The 15362-nt window shown below is 73.1% G+C and carries 13 protein-coding genes and 2 pseudogenes; 9 read left to right on the top strand and 6 right to left on the bottom strand.

Annotated elements, in window-relative coordinates; translation table 11 throughout:
• The first annotated feature begins 72 nt into the window (after window positions 1-72).
• Window positions 73-1320, top strand: coding sequence for a glycoside hydrolase family 10 protein (locus tag GUY61_RS07595; RefSeq protein WP_166629291.1), 1248 nt, complete (start codon window positions 73-75; stop codon window positions 1318-1320).
• Window positions 1321-1470: 150 nt separating this feature from the next.
• Window positions 1471-2605 (top strand): annotated as a pseudogene (locus GUY61_RS07590) (IS200/IS605 family accessory protein TnpB-related protein); the annotation flags it as partial.
• Window positions 2606-2662: 57 nt separating this feature from the next.
• Here GUY61_RS07590 and GUY61_RS07585 read toward each other — a convergent pair.
• Together GUY61_RS07585 and GUY61_RS07580 are read right to left on the bottom strand one after the other, a co-directional pair.
• On the bottom strand, window positions 2663-2860 hold the full coding sequence (locus GUY61_RS07585; RefSeq protein WP_166629294.1) for a DUF1918 domain-containing protein: 198 nt from the start codon (window positions 2858-2860) through the stop codon (window positions 2663-2665).
• Window positions 2861-2910: 50 nt separating this feature from the next.
• The gene (locus tag GUY61_RS07580; RefSeq protein ID WP_166629290.1) at window positions 2911-3960 is read right to left on the bottom strand and encodes a DMT family transporter; all 1050 of its coding nucleotides are present in this window, start codon (window positions 3958-3960) and stop codon (window positions 2911-2913) included.
• Here GUY61_RS07580 and GUY61_RS07575 point away from each other — a divergent pair.
• Window positions 3959-5395: a PLP-dependent aminotransferase family protein gene (locus GUY61_RS07575; protein ID WP_166629289.1), complete on the top strand. Its 1437-nt coding sequence runs from the start codon at window positions 3959-3961 to the stop codon at window positions 5393-5395. The two genes, GUY61_RS07580 and GUY61_RS07575, sit on opposite strands and share 2 nt — an antisense overlap.
• Window positions 5396-5744: 349 nt before the next feature.
• On the opposite strand, the gene GUY61_RS07570 is transcribed toward GUY61_RS07575, so the two are convergent.
• Window positions 5745-6563 (bottom strand): sulfite exporter TauE/SafE family protein, encoded by an 819-nt coding sequence (locus tag GUY61_RS07570; protein WP_166629288.1) that lies wholly within the window; start codon window positions 6561-6563, stop codon window positions 5745-5747.
• 139 nt (window positions 6564-6702) lie between these two features.
• Here GUY61_RS07570 and GUY61_RS39855 point away from each other — a divergent pair.
• From GUY61_RS39855 to GUY61_RS07545, 6 genes and pseudogenes are all read left to right on the top strand, one after another.
• Window positions 6703-6969, top strand: a pseudogene (locus tag GUY61_RS39855) (hypothetical protein); the annotation flags it as partial.
• A gap of 161 nt (window positions 6970-7130) precedes the next feature.
• Window positions 7131-8159, top strand: a complete 1029-nt coding sequence (argC, locus tag GUY61_RS07565; protein ID WP_166629287.1) for an N-acetyl-gamma-glutamyl-phosphate reductase — start codon at window positions 7131-7133, stop codon at window positions 8157-8159.
• Window positions 8156-9310 (top strand): bifunctional glutamate N-acetyltransferase/amino-acid acetyltransferase ArgJ, encoded by a 1155-nt coding sequence (gene argJ / locus GUY61_RS07560; protein ID WP_166629286.1) that lies wholly within the window; start codon window positions 8156-8158, stop codon window positions 9308-9310. The genes argC and argJ overlap by 4 nt, the downstream gene beginning before the upstream one ends.
• The gene (argB, locus tag GUY61_RS07555) at window positions 9307-10230 is read left to right on the top strand and encodes an acetylglutamate kinase (RefSeq protein WP_166629285.1); all 924 of its coding nucleotides are present in this window, start codon (window positions 9307-9309) and stop codon (window positions 10228-10230) included. Before argJ ends, argB begins: the two co-directional genes overlap by 4 nt.
• 98 nt (window positions 10231-10328) lie before the next feature.
• Window positions 10329-11492 (top strand): acetylornithine transaminase, encoded by a 1164-nt coding sequence (locus GUY61_RS07550; RefSeq protein ID WP_243766260.1) that lies wholly within the window; start codon window positions 10329-10331, stop codon window positions 11490-11492.
• A gap of 5 nt (window positions 11493-11497) precedes the next feature.
• A complete protein-coding gene (locus GUY61_RS07545; RefSeq protein WP_166629283.1) occupies window positions 11498-12037 on the top strand; it encodes an arginine repressor in 540 nt (179 codons plus the stop codon).
• 266 nt (window positions 12038-12303) lie between these two features.
• On the opposite strand, the gene GUY61_RS07540 is transcribed toward GUY61_RS07545, so the two are convergent.
• From GUY61_RS07540 to GUY61_RS07530, 3 genes are read right to left on the bottom strand one after another with little or no spacing between them, the layout of a single operon-like run.
• Window positions 12304-13041 (bottom strand): FAD:protein FMN transferase, encoded by a 738-nt coding sequence (locus tag GUY61_RS07540; RefSeq protein WP_166629293.1) that lies wholly within the window; start codon window positions 13039-13041, stop codon window positions 12304-12306.
• A 38-nt stretch (window positions 13042-13079) separates the two neighbouring features.
• Complete coding sequence (locus tag GUY61_RS07535; RefSeq protein WP_166629282.1) at window positions 13080-13973, bottom strand: FMN-binding protein; 894 nt, start codon at window positions 13971-13973, stop codon at window positions 13080-13082.
• 10 nt (window positions 13974-13983) lie between these two features.
• Window positions 13984-15360 (bottom strand): ferric reductase-like transmembrane domain-containing protein, encoded by a 1377-nt coding sequence (locus tag GUY61_RS07530; protein ID WP_166629281.1) that lies wholly within the window; start codon window positions 15358-15360, stop codon window positions 13984-13986.
• Between the last annotated feature and the right edge of the window lie 2 nt (window positions 15361-15362).

Raw genomic sequence — 15362 nt, 5'->3', positions numbered from 1 at the left:
GGGTGGCTGATTGCCCGGGGCGGACAACACCCCCATCATCGGCGGAGGATGACGAACGATCAGGGAGTGTCCATGAGCCGTCTTTCCCGCAGGAGGCTGTCCGTCGCGCTCGCCGCGCTCGTCGCCGGGCTGCCGGCCGCTTCCGCAGCGGCCGCGTCCGCCGCGGACCCGGGGGCGGCCGGGCCCCGGCGCGGGAAGGCTCCGGGGCGGGACTTCCGGGGCATGTGGCTCGCCACCGTCGCCAACCGCGACTGGCCCTCGGAGCCGGGCCTGCCCGCCGCCCGGCAGAGGGCCGAACTCCGGGCCCTCCTCGACGCGGCCGTCGGCCGCCGGCTGAACGCCGTCGTCCTGCAGGTGCGGCCCACCGCCGATGCTCTGTGGCCCTCGGCCCACGAGCCCTGGGCGCAGTACCTCACCGGCACCCAGGGGAAGGACCCGGGCTGGGACCCGCTGGGCACCGCGGTGAGCGAGGCGCACGCCAGGGGCCTGGAACTGCACGCCTGGTTCAACCCGTACCGCGTGGCCAACCACACCGATCCGGCGCGCCTGGCCGCCTCGCACCCGGCCAGGGTGCACCCCGAGTGGGTCGTCCCGTACGGCGGGAAGCTCTACTACAACCCGGGCCTGCCCGAGGTCCGGCGCTTCGTGCAGGACGCGATGCTGGACGCGGTGGCGCGCTACGACATCGACGCCGTCCACTTCGACGACTACTTCTACCCCTATCCCGTGGCCGGCCAGGACTTCGACGACGACGAGGCGTACGCCGCCCACGGCGCGGGCTTCCCCGACCGTGCGGCCTGGCGACGCGACAACACCGACCGGCTGGTGCGCGGGACGGGCGAACGCGTCAAGGCGCTCAAGCCGGAGGTGCGCTTCGGCATCAGCCCGTTCGGGATCTGGCGCAACTCCGCCACCGACCCGCTGGGCTCCGACACCGCGGCAGGTGTGCAGACGTACGACGACCTGCACGCCGACACCCGGAAGTGGATCAAGGAGGGGTGGATCGACTACATCGTGCCCCAGCTGTACTGGCACATCGGCTTCGCGGCCGCCGACTACGCGGCCCTCGTGCCCTGGTGGTCATCGGTCGTCCGCGGCACCGGCGTCGACCTGTACCTCGGCGAGGCGCTGTACCGGGCCGGCGACCCGGCGCAGCCGGCGGCCTGGCAGGACGTCGCCGAACTCTCCCGGCACGTGGCGCTCGGCGCGCGCCACGCCGAGGTCGGCGGCCACGTCTACTTCTCGGCGAGGGAAGTGGCCGCGGACCGCAACGGAGCGCTGGCGCGCGTCATCGCCGACCACTACGGCGGCCGGCGATGACACGTGCACGCGGGCACTGTTCGCGCACGTTGCCGGGGACTGTGAACAGGTGGCGGTCGACTGCGTTTGCGCGTGTTCCGGCGTGCGTGAGTGAGCCTGCGGGTAGTGGCGTGCACGCTCTCCGACGGGGCGGGGAACGGGAGTTCTTGGCTCCGGGCCGCGCGGGCGGACCGGGACGCAGGGGTCGTGCGTGTGGTGCGCGGCGGCAGGCGGCTGCTGAACACCCGCCACCACCTGAACGCGGCGCGGCTCACCAAGGAGCAGCGGCGTGCCCGATGGGAGGCCGGGCGCCGGTTTCTCGCCGCGGACGGCGAGTCCGGCAAACGGTTCGGCAAACGGTTCGGCAACGAGACCATCCGCGTCACCCCCGGCGGCGAGGTCTCGATCAGGCTCCCTGTGCTGTTGGCGCACCTGGCGAACGCTCCGCACGGCCGGTACGTGCTCCCGTGAAGGTGCCGTTCGCGCACCGGGGGAGCAGTGGGCCGAACGGGTCTCTGCCCACCGGGCCGTCGCCTACCGCATCCACGAGGACACCGCACACCGGCGCCGGTACCTGACCGACTCCTGGACCATCCCCCCGGCCCAGACCGTCCCCCTGGCGGCGGCCCGCGCGAGGGGCATGGCCGGGGTGGACACCAACGCCGAACCACCTGGCCGCCTGGCGCCTCGACGAACACGGCAACCCGATCGGCAGCCCTTGGCGGTTCTTCCACGACCTCACCGGCACCACGCAGCATCGGGACGCACAGCTACGCCATGCCCTGATCAGGCTGCTGTACTTCGCAGCCCGGCACGGCCTCGCCATCGCGGTCGAAGATCTCGACTTCACCGCGGAGACCACCCGCGAGAAACACGGCCCGGCGAAAGAGGTTCCGCCACCTCGTCTCCGGCATGCCCACCTCCAGGCTGCGGACCCGCCTGGTGTCGATGGCGGCCGGACTCGGCATCCCCGTCGTCGGCGTCGACCCCGCCCACACCAGCAAGTGGGGCGCCCATCACTGGCGCAAACCCCTCACCACCAAGAACCGCAGGACCACGCGCCACGACGCGGCCGCCGTGGCCATCGGCAGGCGCGTCCTGGGACACCCGATCCGACGACGGACGGCACCGCCCCGCACCCACCAGAGCGATGGGTGCGGGTATCGGACCGTCCAGGCCCGACCGGGCGCCCCAGGGCGTGGGGGAACCCGCCCCCGCATCCCCGGACCACGGACACGATCCGTGCGCGCCGGAAGCGGAGCGAAAGCGGGCAACCAGAACACCCAACACCGTTCGGGGCGTTCGGCTGAGCACGGGTCCCGGCAACAGGACCCACTCCCGCTTCAGCCTCCAAGAACGGTTCTCAGTGGTGCTGCGGCCTCAGGTGGCGTACCACGGAGTCGGGACCGGGCGACATGATCGCCTCGTGCCCGTCCTCGAACCGCACACGGTAGGGCGGCGTACCGCCTTCCCCCAGTACCTCGATGATCTCCGCGACCTTGTCGTGCTGCCCCACGATCCTGCCGTGTACGAGCAGCCAGTCGCCCACAGTGGCTTCCATCAGGAGTGACCTCCTCGGGACTGGCGGTCGGTCCGTCCGTCTTCACGAGTCTACGACCGGGGGCGTCTCCCGCCACTCTGGGCGGCACGCTGCGTGACGACGATGCACAGCAGCACCGCCAGCGCCGCGGCCGGAGCGGCGGGCGTGAGGTGTTCACCCAGCAGGAACACCGACCAGAACAGGGTGAGCAGCGGCTGGGCGAGCTGCAGCTGACTGGCCCGCGCCACACCGATGGCCGCCATGCCCCGGTACCAGACCACCAGCCCGAAGAACTGCGAGCCCGCCGCGACCCAGAGCAGCCCGGCCACCGCGTGCCCGGTCAGCCGCACCGGCTCGTACGACAGGGCCAGCGCGGAGCCGGCGAGGGCGAGCGGCAGGGAGGCGATCAGTGCCCAGGAGATGACCTGCCAGCCCGGCATCACCCGGGCGAGCCGGCCGCCCTCCGTGTAGCCCGCGGCGCAGATCAGCAGCGCCGCGAAGAGGTAGAGGTCCCCGGTGCCCGGCGCGCCCCCGCTCTGCCGTACGGCGAACACGGCCACCACGGCGGCACCGGCGAGCGCCGCCGCCCAGAACACGCGCGAGGGCCGGGTGCCGGTGCGCAGCGCGGAGAGGGCCGCGGTGGTCAGCGGGAGCAGCCCGACGACGACGGCGGCGTGCGAGGTGGTCGACGTCTGCAGGGCCAGGGTGGTCAGCAGCGGGAATCCGACCACCGTGCCGGCGGCGACCATGAGCAGGCCGGGCCAGTGGCGGCGGTGGGGGAGCGGGACGCGCAGGGCGAGCAGCGCACCGGCGGCGACGAGGCCGGCGAGCACCCCGCGCACGGCGGTCAGGGACCAGGGGCCGAAGCCTTCCAGGCCCCAGACGGTGGCGGGGAACGTCAGCGAGAAAGCGATCACGCCGAGGGCGGCGAGGACCGTGCCGCCGTACGCCGTCGTGGCCCCGTGTGCGGCTGCGCCGCTGTGATGTGCGGCCGTGGTGCCGTGCCCTGTCGTGCGGCCCTGCGCCGAGGTGTCGTCGTGGGACCCGGTGCCGCCATCACCGGCCGGGCCGCTGCTCACTGCTATCGCGACCGGGGCGATAGCGCTATCCTGTGCTCTCATGCACGAGCGTAGCAGTGTGGGTGAACTGGCGACTATCCTGCGCGGTGAGATCGACCGCTACTCGCCAGGTGAGAAACTGCCGTCGAGTCGCGCCCTGGTGGAACGGTTCAGGGTCAGCCCGGTCACCGTCTCGCGAGCCCTCGGCGCACTCGCCGCCGAGGGCCTTGTCGTCACCCGTCCGGGTGCGGGCGCCTTCCGCGCGGAACCCCGTACACCCGTGGCCGCCGTCGGGGACACCTCCTGGCAGGAGGTCGCCCTGAGCGCCGAGGCGGACCGTGAACTCGTACCGCGCGCCGTCGATGCCTCGGGTGTCCTCGTCACCCTCGCCGCCCCGCCGACCGGCGTGGTGGAGTTCAACGGCGGCTATCTGCACCCCTCCCTGCAGCCGGAGCGGGCCATGGCCGCGGCCCTCGCCCGCGCCGGGCGCAGGCCGGGCGCCTGGGGCCGGCCGCCCGTCGACGGACTGCCCGAGCTGCGCGCCTGGTTCGCGCGGGAGACGGGCGGCGCCGTCACCCCGGCGGAGGTGCTGGTCACCGCGGGCGGCCAGAGCGCACTGACCACCGCGCTGCGCGCGCTCGCCCCGCCCGGCGCCCCGGTGCTCGTGGAGTCGCCGACCTATCCCGGCATGCTCGCCGTCGCCCGCGCCTCCGGGCTGCGGCCCGTGCCTGTGCCCATCGACGCGGAGGGCGTCCGCCCGGAGCTGCTGGCCTCCGCGTTCGCCGCGACCGGCGCGCGCGTCCTCGTCTGCCAGCCGCTGTTCCAGAACCCCACCGGCGCCGTCCTGTCCGAACCGCGGCGCCGCGAGGTGCTGCGCATCGCCCGCGCCGCCGGAGCCTTCGTCGTCGAGGACGACTTCGCCCGGCGGATGGCCCACGAGGACGCGGGGCCGCTGCCCCCGACCCTGACGGCCCAGGACCCGGACGGCGTCGTGGTGCACGTCTTCTCGCTGACCAAGGTCACCTCACCGAGCCTGCGGGTCGGCGCCCTGGTCGCCCGCGGACCGGTGCTGGAACGGCTGCGCGCCATCCAGGTCGTCGACAGCTTCTTCGTCCCGCGCCCGCTGCAGGAGGCGGCGCTCGAACTGGTCGGCTCGCCCGCGTGGCCGCGGCACCTGCGGAGCGTCGCCGCCGAACTGCGCTCCCGCCGTGAGGCCATGACCACGGCGCTCGCCACCCGTCTGCCGTCCCTGCGCCTCGCCCATGTGCCCTCCGGGGGATACCACCTCTGGCTCCGCCTCCCCGAGGGCGCCGATGAGACCGCCCTGCTGTCGGCGGCGCTGCGCACGGGCGTGGCGGTCGCCCCCGGCCGCCCCTACTTCTGCGCCGAGCCGCCCGCCGGCCATCTGCGGCTGAGTTTCGCGGGGGTGGCGGGGGCCGCCGAGATCGCCGAGGGGGTGCGGCGGCTGGCCGTGGCGTGCGACGAGGTACTGGCCTGACGGTCCCAGGGGCCGCAGGCCCGGTCGGTGGCCCGCCGCCGCACGGCGCCCGCGGCCTCCGGCCTCTGCCGCCGGCCTGTGCCCCCGCCGACTGGATTTCGCCCGGCGTCGTGCGCGCGGCACGGCGCGGCACGGCCGACCGCCCGCACCGGGGACCCGCCAGGCGGTGAACACCGCGGAGAAGGACCGATCGCGCCGCGCCGTTCGGTGCCGCGCTGTTTCGTGCCGAGCGCTCCGCCGGCAGCCCGGTGCGTCGACTCGCGGGGGCGTCGTGGCCGAACCGCGCCCACGCGGCGGAGCCGCATGCTGTCACGGGCCCGCGCCCCTTCGTGGCCCGGGCGACCGGTGGTCAGCGCAGGAGCAGCTGAAGCCCGCCGATCACGGTCGCCGCGATGACCAGCCGGTCGAAGAGCCGCTGGTTGATATGGGTGACGGCCGCCCGCCCGACGAGCGCCCCCAGTACCACGGCCAGTGCCAGCATCGCGTCCAGTTTCAGCGAGTCCGCGTTGATCAGGTCGAGGCCGACCATGAACGGCACCTTGAAGGCGTTGACCACCAGGAAGAACCAGGCGGAGGTGCCGAGGAAGCCGAGCTTGCGGAAGCCCGCGGACAGGAGGTAGAGCGACATCACGGGGCCGCCCGCGTTGGCCACCATGGTGGTGAAGCCGCCGGCCACGCCGTACGACTGGGCCCTCAGGCGTGCCTTCCCCGTTCCGGCCGCCCCGGGCGCGTCCTCGCCCCGCATCGCGTTCTCGTCCTCGTCCTCGTCCTGCGCCGTGTCCTCGTCCCGCGCCGCGGCGCGGGCGGCGACCCGGCGGCGCCAGAGCGTCACGGCGACCATGAACAGCAGGATCGCGCCGATCGACCGCCGGATCGTGGTGTCGCCGGCCCAGGCCACGAAGAGCGTGCCCGCGCCCACGCCGACCGCGACCGCCGGGAACATGCGCAGCAGTGTCGGCCAGTGAGCGTGCCGACGGTAGGTGATCACCGCGATGACGTCCCCCACCAGCAGCAGGGGCAGCAGGGCGCCGGTGGACTCCCGGGCGGGGAGCACCGCGGCGAAGACCGCGAGACTGATGGTGTTGGCGCCGTTGACCGCCGTCTTGGAGAACCCGACGAGCAGAGCCGCGGCCGCGAGGGCGACCAGGCCCCAGGTGGTGATGTCCATGTCGGTGCCGATGCTATGTGCCCTCTCCCACCCGTCCTCCCCCGAGTACCGGGTGGGCCGCGCGTGCGGGGCCGACTCGTGAACCGCTCGACACCGGGGGTCCGGGAGGTGTGGCTGAGAGCTCCAGCCGGTCCCTGCGGACGCGCCGCCGGCTCTGCTCGAGGACCTGGCCGAACACGTACCGCCGGTGCGGAAGGCGGTGCGCGAGGTCGCCCGGCACCGCAACGCCGCGGTCCCGGCACTGCTCGCCTGCCTGGCGGACGGGCGGGCACGGCCGGTGGCCGCCGGGCACCCGGCCCTGCCGCCGCCGCTGATCGTCGAGCTGCTCGCCGACGACGACCGGCGCGTCGTGGAGGCGGCGGCCGCCAACCCGTCGCTGCCTCCGGCCGTGATGCGGGAGCTGGTGCCCGAGCCGGGCAGGCCGTGGAGCCGGGCGGCGCGCCGCCCGGCTCCACGGCCCGCTTCTCAGGAAGACACTGGAGACGGAGGCGCCGGAGCCGGGGGAAAGGCTTTGCATAAAAGTTCGGTGCTGCGTATAGTCATGCCATCGATGAGGAGGGTCCGACGATGGCGGTACGAGCAGCGGTGGCGGGAGCGAGCGGATACGCGGGCGGGGAACTGCTCCGTCTGCTGATCACTCACCCGGAGATCGAGATCGGCGCTCTGACCGGCCACTCGAACGCCGGGCAGCGGCTGGGCGGCCTGCAGCCGCACCTGCTGCCGCTCGCCGGACGGGTGCTGGAGCCGACCGCGGCCGAGGTGCTCGCCGGGCACGACGTGGTCTTCCTCGCGCTGCCGCACGGGCAGTCCGCCGCCGTCGCCGAACAGCTCGGGGACGAGGTGCTGGTCGTCGACATGGGCGCGGACTTCCGGCTGAAGGACGCGGCGGACTGGGAGAAGTTCTACGGATCCCCGCACGCCGGCAGCTGGCCGTACGGCCTTCCCGAACTGCCCGGGGCGCGCGCCGCGCTGGAGGGGTCCAAGCGCATCGCGGTTCCGGGCTGCTATCCCACGGCGGTCTCGCTCGCCCTCTTCCCGGCGTACGCCGGCGGGCTCGCGGAGCCCGAGGCCGTGATCACCGCCGCCTCCGGCACTTCCGGGGCGGGCAAGACGCCCAAGCCGCATCTGCTGGGCAGCGAGGTCATGGGCTCCATGAGTCCGTACGGCGTCGGCGGTGTGCACCGGCACACCCCGGAGATGATCCAGAACCTGAGCGCCGTCGCGGGCGAGCCGGTCACCGTCTCCTTCACGCCGACCCTCGCCCCGATGCCGCGCGGCATCCTCGCCACGTGCAGCGCGAAGGCCCGTCCCGGGGTCACCGCGGAGACGGTCAGGGCCGTCTACGGGAAGGCGTACGCCGACGAGTCGTTCGTCCACCTGCTGCCCGAAGGGCAGTGGCCCGCGACCGCGTCCGTGTACGGGTCCAACGCCGTCCAGGTGCAGGTCGCGTACGACGAGGCAGCGGGGCGGATCATCGGGATCAGCGCCATCGACAACCTCACCAAGGGCACCGCCGGCGGCGCGGTGCAGAGCATGAACATCGCCCTCGGGTTCCCCGAGGACACGGGACTTTCCACGATCGGAGTGGCACCTTGAGCGTCACGGCAGCGAAGGGATTCACGGCGGCGGGCATCGCCGCCGGGATCAAGGAGAACGGCAACCCGGACCTGGCCCTCGTGGTCAACAACGGGCCCCGTCTGGCAGCCGCGGGCGTCTTCACCTCCAACCGCGTCAAGGCCGCCCCCGTCCTGTGGTCCGAGCAGGTCGTCAAGGGCGGCCAGGTCTCCGCGGTCGTCCTCAACTCGGGCGGCGCCAACGCCTGCACGGGCCCGAAGGGCTTCCAGGACACCCACGCGACCGCCGAGAAGGTGGCCGAGGTGCTGCCCGGGCACAGCGCCGGGGAGGTGGCCGTCGCCTCCACCGGGCTGATCGGCCTCCTGCTCCCCATGGACAAGCTCCTCCCCGGGATCGAGCGGGTCGCCGCCGAACTCTCCCCGCACGGCGGCGAGAAGGCCGCCATCGCCATCAAGACCACCGACAGCGTGCACAAGACCGCCGTCGCCGAACGGGACGGCTGGGTCGTCGGCGGCATGGCCAAGGGCGCGGGCATGCTCGCCCCCGGCCTGGCCACCATGCTGGTCGTCCTCACCACGGACGCCGACGTGGACGCCGGCGTGCTCGACCGGTCACTGCGGGCCGCGACCCGGGTGACCTTCGACCGGATCGACTCCGACGGCTGCATGTCGACCAACGACACCGTCCTGCTGCTCGCCTCGGGCGCCTCCTCACTGGTGCCCGCCGAGGACGAGTTCGCCGCCGCCGTGCGGGACGTGTGCGCGGACCTCGCCCGGCAGCTCATCGGTGACGCGGAGGGCGCGAGCAAGGACATCCGCATTGAGGTGGTGGGCGCCGCGAGCGAGGACGACGCCGTGGAGGTGGGCCGCTCCATCGCCCGCAACAACCTCCTCAAGTGCGCCATCCACGGCGAGGACCCCAACTGGGGCCGCGTCCTGTCCGCCATCGGCACCACCTCGGCGGCCTTCGACCCGGACCGGCTGAACGTCGCGATCAACGGCGTCTGGGTCTGCAAGAACGGTTCTGTCGGCGAGGACCGGGAGCTGGTCGACATGCGCTACCGGGAGGTCCGCGTCACCGCCGACCTCTCCGCGGGTTCCGAGTCGGCCGTGATCTGGACCAACGACCTGACCGCCGACTACGTCCACGAGAACAGCGCGTACTCCTCATGAATGCCACACGGAAGCACACCGCGCTGCCGAAGGCGCAGATCCTCATCGAGGCGCTGCCCTGGCTGACCCGGCACTACGGCAAGACCGTCGTCATCAAGTTCGGCGGCAACGCCATGGTCGACGAGGACCTCAAGGCCGCCTTCGCCCAGGACGTCGTGTTCCTGCGGCAGGCCGGTCTCAAGCCCGTCGTCGTGCACGGCGGCGGCCCGCAGATCAGCGCCCAGCTCGACAAGCACGGGCTGGTCTCCGAGTTCAAGGCCGGCCTGCGCGTCACCACCGACGAGGCGATGGACGTCGTACGCATGGTGCTGGCCGGACAGGTGCAGCGCGAACTCGTCGGACTGCTCAACCAGCACGGACCGCTCGCCGTCGGGATGACCGGTGAGGACGCCCATCTGATGTCGGCCACCAAGCGCTACGCCGAGATCGACGGCGAGACCGTCGACATCGGCCGGGTCGGGCAGATCACCGAGATCGACACCGGAGCCATCGAGGCACTGCTCGCCGACGGCCGGATTCCGGTCGTCTCCTCGATCGCCCGCTCCCAGGACGACGGACACGTGTACAACGTCAACGCGGACACGGCGGCCGCGGCACTCGCCGCCGCACTGGGCGCCGAGACGATGATGGTCCTGACCGACGTCGAAGGGCTGTACGAGGACTGGCCCGACAGCGACGAGGTCATCAGCCGCCTCACCGCGAGGGAACTGGAGAAGCTGCTGCCCGACCTGGCCAGCGGCATGGTTCCCAAGATGGAGGGCTGCCTGCACGCCGTACGCAACGGGGTCAACACGGCCCGCGTGATCGACGGCCGGGTCCCGCACTCGATCCTGCTGGAGATCTTCACCGACGAGGGCATCGGCACCATGGTCGTGCCCGACGACCCGTCCGAGGACACCGAAACCGAGGGGGAGTCATGAACAACCAGGCCCAGGACAGCGGGGGTCAGGACAGCCAGGGTCAGGACAGCCGGGGCCGGGACAACCAGGGCCTGACGGGCCGCTGGCAGGGCGCCCTGATGGACAACTACGGCACCCCCAGGATCGCCCTGGTGCGCGGCGCGGGCACCAAGGTGTGGGACGCCGACGGCAACGAGTACCTGGACTTCGTCGGCGGCATCGCGGTCAACGCCCTGGGGCACGCCCACCCGGCCGTCGTGAACGCCGTCTCGGCGCAGATGGGCACCCTCGCCCACATCTCGAACCTCTTCATCGCCGAACCGCCGGTCGCCCTCGCCGAACGCCTCCTCCACCTGGCCGGACGCCCCGGACGGGTCTACTTCTGCAACTCCGGCGCCGAGTCCGTCGAGGCCGCCTTCAAGATCGGACGGCTCACCGGCCGCCCGCACATGGTCGCCACCCAGGGCGGCTTCCACGGCCGGACGATGGGCGCGCTGGCCCTGACGGGCCAGCCGAAGAAGCAGCAGCCGTTCCTGCCGCTGCCCGGCGAGGTCACCCACGTCCCCTACGGCGACGCCGAGGCGCTGCGCGCGGCCGTCACCGAACGGACCGCGCTGGTCGTCATCGAGCCGATCCAGGGTGAGAACGGCGTCGTCGTCCCCCCGAAGGGCTACCTCCAGGCCGCCCGTGAGATCACCCGGGCCACCGGCACCCTGCTCGTCCTCGACGAGGTGCAGACCGGCATCGGCCGGTGCGGCCACTGGTTCGAGCACCAGGCGCAGGGCGTCGAGCCGGACATCATGACCCTCGCCAAGGGCCTCGGCGGCGGACTGCCGCTCGGCGCGACCATGGCCTTCGGGCCGGCCGCCGAACTGCTGAACCCCGGCCACCACGGCTCCACGTTCGGCGGCAACCCCGTCGTGTGCGCCGCCGCGCTCGCCGTGCTGGACACCATCGAGGCCGAAGGGCTGCTGGAGAACGCCAAGCGCGCGGGTGAGCGGCTGCGGAACGGGATCGGGGCGCTGGGACATCCGGTGGTCGATCATGTGCGCGGGGCCGGCCTGCTGCTGGGTATGGTGCTCACCGAGTCCGTCGCGCCGCAGGTGCAGCAGACGGCTCAGGACGCCGGTCTCCTGGTGAACGCAGTCGCCCCCGATGTCGTACGGCTCATGCCGCCGCTGAACCTCGGGGACGACGAAGTCGACACGTTCCTCCGGGCCCTGCCCGGCGTCCTCGACAAGGCCCACGAGGCCGCAGGCGGGGAACGACGATCCGGAGACTGACGACGATGACCGAGGCGCAGGAGAACGGCCACGGGGCGGGACCCGCGGTACCGCAGACCCGCACCGCACGCCACCGGCGGATCGTGGAGATCCTCGGCAGGCACCCGGTGCGTTCCCAGAGCCAGTTGGCCAAGCTCCTCGCCGACGACGGGCTGAGCGTCACCCAGGCGACGCTCTCCCGCGACCTCGACGAACTCAACGCCGTCAAGATCCGCAACACGGACGGCGAGCTCATCTACGCCGTGCCGAGCGAAGGAGGGTTCCGCACCCCCCAGGCCCCGCTCGGCGAGTCCGTGAAGGAGCAGCGGATGCGCCGACTGGCGGGTGAGCTGCTGATCTCCGCGGAGGCATCCGCGAACCTCGTCGTGGTGCGCACACCGCCGGGCGCCGCGCAGTTCCTCGCCTCGGCCATCGACCAGGCGGAGGTCTACGACATCCTCGGCACCATCGCGGGCGACGACACCCTGCTGCTCATCAGCCGCGATCCCGCGGGCGGGCAGGAACTCGCGGAACACCTGCTGGGCCTGGCGCAGAAGGCGCGCTGAGCCGGCCGCCACCGGCCGGGCGGTTCCTGGGCCGAGTGCTTCTGCCCGGTGCGGCACGGACTCCGGGCCGGGGGCTTCTGCCCGGTGCCGGGGCGATCCGGCCCGGCACCGGGGCGCCGGACCGCGGCCGGGCGCTCGGCGTCACCGCCCGCGGTGGGGGTCCGCGGGCGCCCTGGAGGCCGCTGCCCCGAGCAGCGGCCTGCCCGGGTTCCCGGGCGGTCCGGGACGACGGGCTCCGGAGCACCGGGCCCGGGGCCCGGCCCGTTTCAGGCCGTCAGTTTCGCCGTGTGACGGGCGAATCCGCTCGTCTGCCACGTACTGCCGTCCGCCGCGACGGCGAAGCCCTCCGTGTCCGGGAGGTCCTCCAGCCAGCCGCGGGCGGCACGCGCGCCCATGGCATAGGCGGCCGTCGCGCGCGCGTCGGCCTGCGTCAGGCCCGGGCAGACGACGGTGATCGACGCCAGCCCTTCGGCGGGCGCCCGGCGGGTGCGCGGGTCGAGGATGTGGCAGCCGCGCTCGGCCGGACCCGAGGTGGCCACGGCGAGGCCCTCGACCGACTCCACCACCGTGACCAGCCCGCCGGGGTTCAGCGGGTCCGAGATACCGACGCGCCAGGGACCGCCGTGGAGCTGGATGTCGCCTCCGCCGTTGAGGCAGACCGACCCGGCACCGGCGGAGGCGAGCATGCGCACGGCCCGCTCCACCGCCCAGCCCTTGACCAGCCCGGTCGGATCGAGGCTCCCGTCGTAGCGCGCGGTGAACCAGCCGTCGCTCAGCCGCTCCTCCTCCTCGCACTGCCGCAGCACCTCCGCCACCTCGGTGACGCAGTCCCCCAGGGCGAGTTCGCCCCGGGACAGCCGGCTGACCTGGCTGTCCGGGCGGTACGTCGAGAAGACCTCGTCCACCCGGTGCAGACCGGCCACGGCGGCGCCGAGGCCGGCCTGCACCCGCGGGACGATGGTGTCCGGGCCCATGCGGACGTCGAAGGAGAACACCGTCCCCATCGAGTGCTCGACACGGCGCAGCCGCGCCTGGCCGGTCTTCACAGCCCGGCCTTGTCGATGGCGCTCTGCAGCGACTCGATGTAGCCCTCGCTGGTGTAACTGGCACCGGAGACGGCGTCGATGGCGCCGCTCTGTGCCGCGACGGCGGCCTGGTTGAGCCTGGGGACGGCGTCGGCGGCGATCTGCTTGCTGCGCGCGTCGCCGCTGGGTGCCTCGACCGCCTCCGCGGCGGTGATCCTGCCACCGCTGACGGTGATCCGCACCTGGACGTCGCCGTACTGGGTGCTGGCCACGTCGCCCAGGACGGTCTTCGGCGCGCCCGTTCCGGAGCCGGATCCCGAGCCGGACGCGGAGCCCGCGTCCGAGCCCGGGTTTTCGGTGCCCGCGTCCGCACCGGCGTCCGCACCGGCCCCGGCGTCCGCACCGGACCCGTCCCCACCGGCCCCGGCGGTGCCCCCGGTCCCGGAGTCCTCCGCGCCCGCCGATCCGGCCTTGTCGATGGCGCTCTGCAAGGACTTGATGTAGCCCTCACTGGTGTAGGTGGCGCCGGAGACGGCGTCGATGTCCGCGCTCTGTGCCGCGACCGCGGCCTGGTTCAGCCTGGGTATGGCGTCGGCGGCGATCTGCTTGCTCCGCGCGTCCCCGCTCGGCGCCTTGACCGCCTCCGCGGCGGTGATCTTCCCGCCGGCGAGCGTGAGGCGCACCTGCACAGGTCCGTACTGCGTGTCGGTGGCGTCCCCGAGCACCGTCTGCCCGTCGGCGGCGCCGGCCCCGTTCCCCGCGGCCGCCGCCGGCGGCACCCCGGAACCGGTCTGCGCCGAAGCGCCGGTCACCGTGGTGCCCGGCTGCTTGAGGGCGAGCAGCAGCACGACGGCGGACGTGGTGGTGGCGACGCCGATCAGGATCCGGCGCAGCGGGTGTTTCCTCTTCACAGGGACGGCCTCACATCTCGAAGGACTCGTGGTGGATACGGCGGGCCGGCACTCCCGCTTCGCGCAGCGCGCTGTACGACTCCTCGGCGAGGCCGGGCGGCCCGCAGAGGTAGACGTCGTGCTCCTCGATGTCCGGCAGCACCTCCTTCAGGCGCTGCGGGGTGATCTCGGGCCTGACCCCGTCCGGACTGTTCACGGCGTACATCAGCCGGGCCCCGCGGTTCTCCGCGATCTGCCGCAGCTCGCTCCACAGCGCCAGGTCCTCCGTCTTGCTGGCGCGGTACAGCAGCGTCAGGTCACCGGGATTGCCGGGCAGCGTCTCGAAGAGGGCCCGCAGCGGGGTGATGCCCGCGCCGCCCGCGATCATCAGCACCTTGTTCTTGCTGCGCCGTCCGGCCGTCATGGCGCCGTAGGGGCCCTCCGCCCAGACCCGGGTCCCGGGCTCCAGCTCCGCCAGCGCCGTGCTGTGCTCACCGACCGCCTTCACGGTGATGCGCAGCAGATCGGGCCGCGGCGGCGCGGACAGGGAGTACGGATTGGCGCTCCAGCGCAGCCCCTTGGTCAGGAACCGCCAGCGGAAGAACTGGCCGGGTTCGGCACCGAGCCGGTGCAGCCGCCGCCCGCTGATCAGCACGGACACCACGCCGGGGGCTTCCCGCACGGTGCTCTCGACCCGCATCCGGTGCCGCTGGTTGAGCCGGATCGGGGCCAGGACGCGGTACCAGACCAGCAGTATGCCGACCGCCCCGTAGAGCACGTACCACGCGGTCCTGGCGGTCGGGTTGCCGACGAACTCGGCGCCCGTGGCCAACTGGTGCCAGAAGGTCAGATACACCGCCACGTAGGTGAGGAGGTGGACGTAGTACCAGGCCTCGTAGCTCATCCGGCGGCGCAGCGCGCCCGCCGAGACGAAGCCGACCAGCAGCAGCAGTGCCGTGCCGATCGTCGCTTCGATCATCTCCGGGAAGTCGACGACGACCGTGACGGTCTGCTCGACCACCGGCGTGCCGGCCTGCACGGAGTAGCCGTACACAGTGAGGACGACATGGGCCACGATCAGGCTGATCGCGTACCGGCCGCTCATCGCGTGCCAGCGCGCCACCCGGTCCGAACCCACCCGTTTCTCCAGCGCCGGTACGCGTGCCATCAGCAGCACCACCAGGGCGATCGTGTAGCCGCCGAGCAGACCGGTGATCCGGCCCGCCCCGACCAGCCACTCCGCGGTGCTCATGTGCACCACCGCGGTGTTCTCCCACCACAGCCACATCACGGCCGCGGCCCCCGCCCCGGCGAGCCCCAGCAGGGGCACCGCAGGGGAACGGCGGGGCCGGATCGCGCGCATGGTCTGGCGCCTCGCGGCCCTACCGCTGGAGATCATCGTCGTCACGG

This window comes from Streptomyces sp. GC420, from assembly GCF_009916105.1.
Lineage (GTDB): Bacteria > Actinomycetota > Actinomycetes > Streptomycetales > Streptomycetaceae > Streptomyces.
This window is presented reverse-complemented; position numbering and strand designations above follow the sequence as displayed.

Excerpts from the sequence above, each read along its gene's own strand:
- GUY61_RS07595 (WP_166629291.1), top strand. The coding sequence starts at position 73 with ATGAGCCGTCTTTCCCGCAGGAGGCTGTCCGTCGCGCTCGCCGCGCTC.
- GUY61_RS07585 (WP_166629294.1), bottom strand. The coding sequence starts at position 2,860 with ATGGAAGCCACTGTGGGCGACTGGCTGCTCGTACACGGCAGGATCGTG.
- GUY61_RS07575 (WP_166629289.1), top strand. The coding sequence starts at position 3,959 with ATGCACGAGCGTAGCAGTGTGGGTGAACTGGCGACTATCCTGCGCGGT.
- GUY61_RS07580 (WP_166629290.1), bottom strand. The coding sequence starts at position 3,960 with ATGAGAGCACAGGATAGCGCTATCGCCCCGGTCGCGATAGCAGTGAGC.
- GUY61_RS07570 (WP_166629288.1), bottom strand. The coding sequence starts at position 6,563 with ATGGACATCACCACCTGGGGCCTGGTCGCCCTCGCGGCCGCGGCTCTG.
- argC (WP_166629287.1), top strand. The coding sequence starts at position 7,131 with ATGGCGGTACGAGCAGCGGTGGCGGGAGCGAGCGGATACGCGGGCGGG.
- argB (WP_166629285.1), top strand. The coding sequence starts at position 9,307 with ATGAATGCCACACGGAAGCACACCGCGCTGCCGAAGGCGCAGATCCTC.
- GUY61_RS07550 (WP_243766260.1), top strand. The coding sequence starts at position 10,329 with ATGGACAACTACGGCACCCCCAGGATCGCCCTGGTGCGCGGCGCGGGC.
- GUY61_RS07545 (WP_166629283.1), top strand. The coding sequence starts at position 11,498 with ATGACCGAGGCGCAGGAGAACGGCCACGGGGCGGGACCCGCGGTACCG.
- GUY61_RS07540 (WP_166629293.1), bottom strand. The coding sequence starts at position 13,041 with ATGGGGACGGTGTTCTCCTTCGACGTCCGCATGGGCCCGGACACCATC.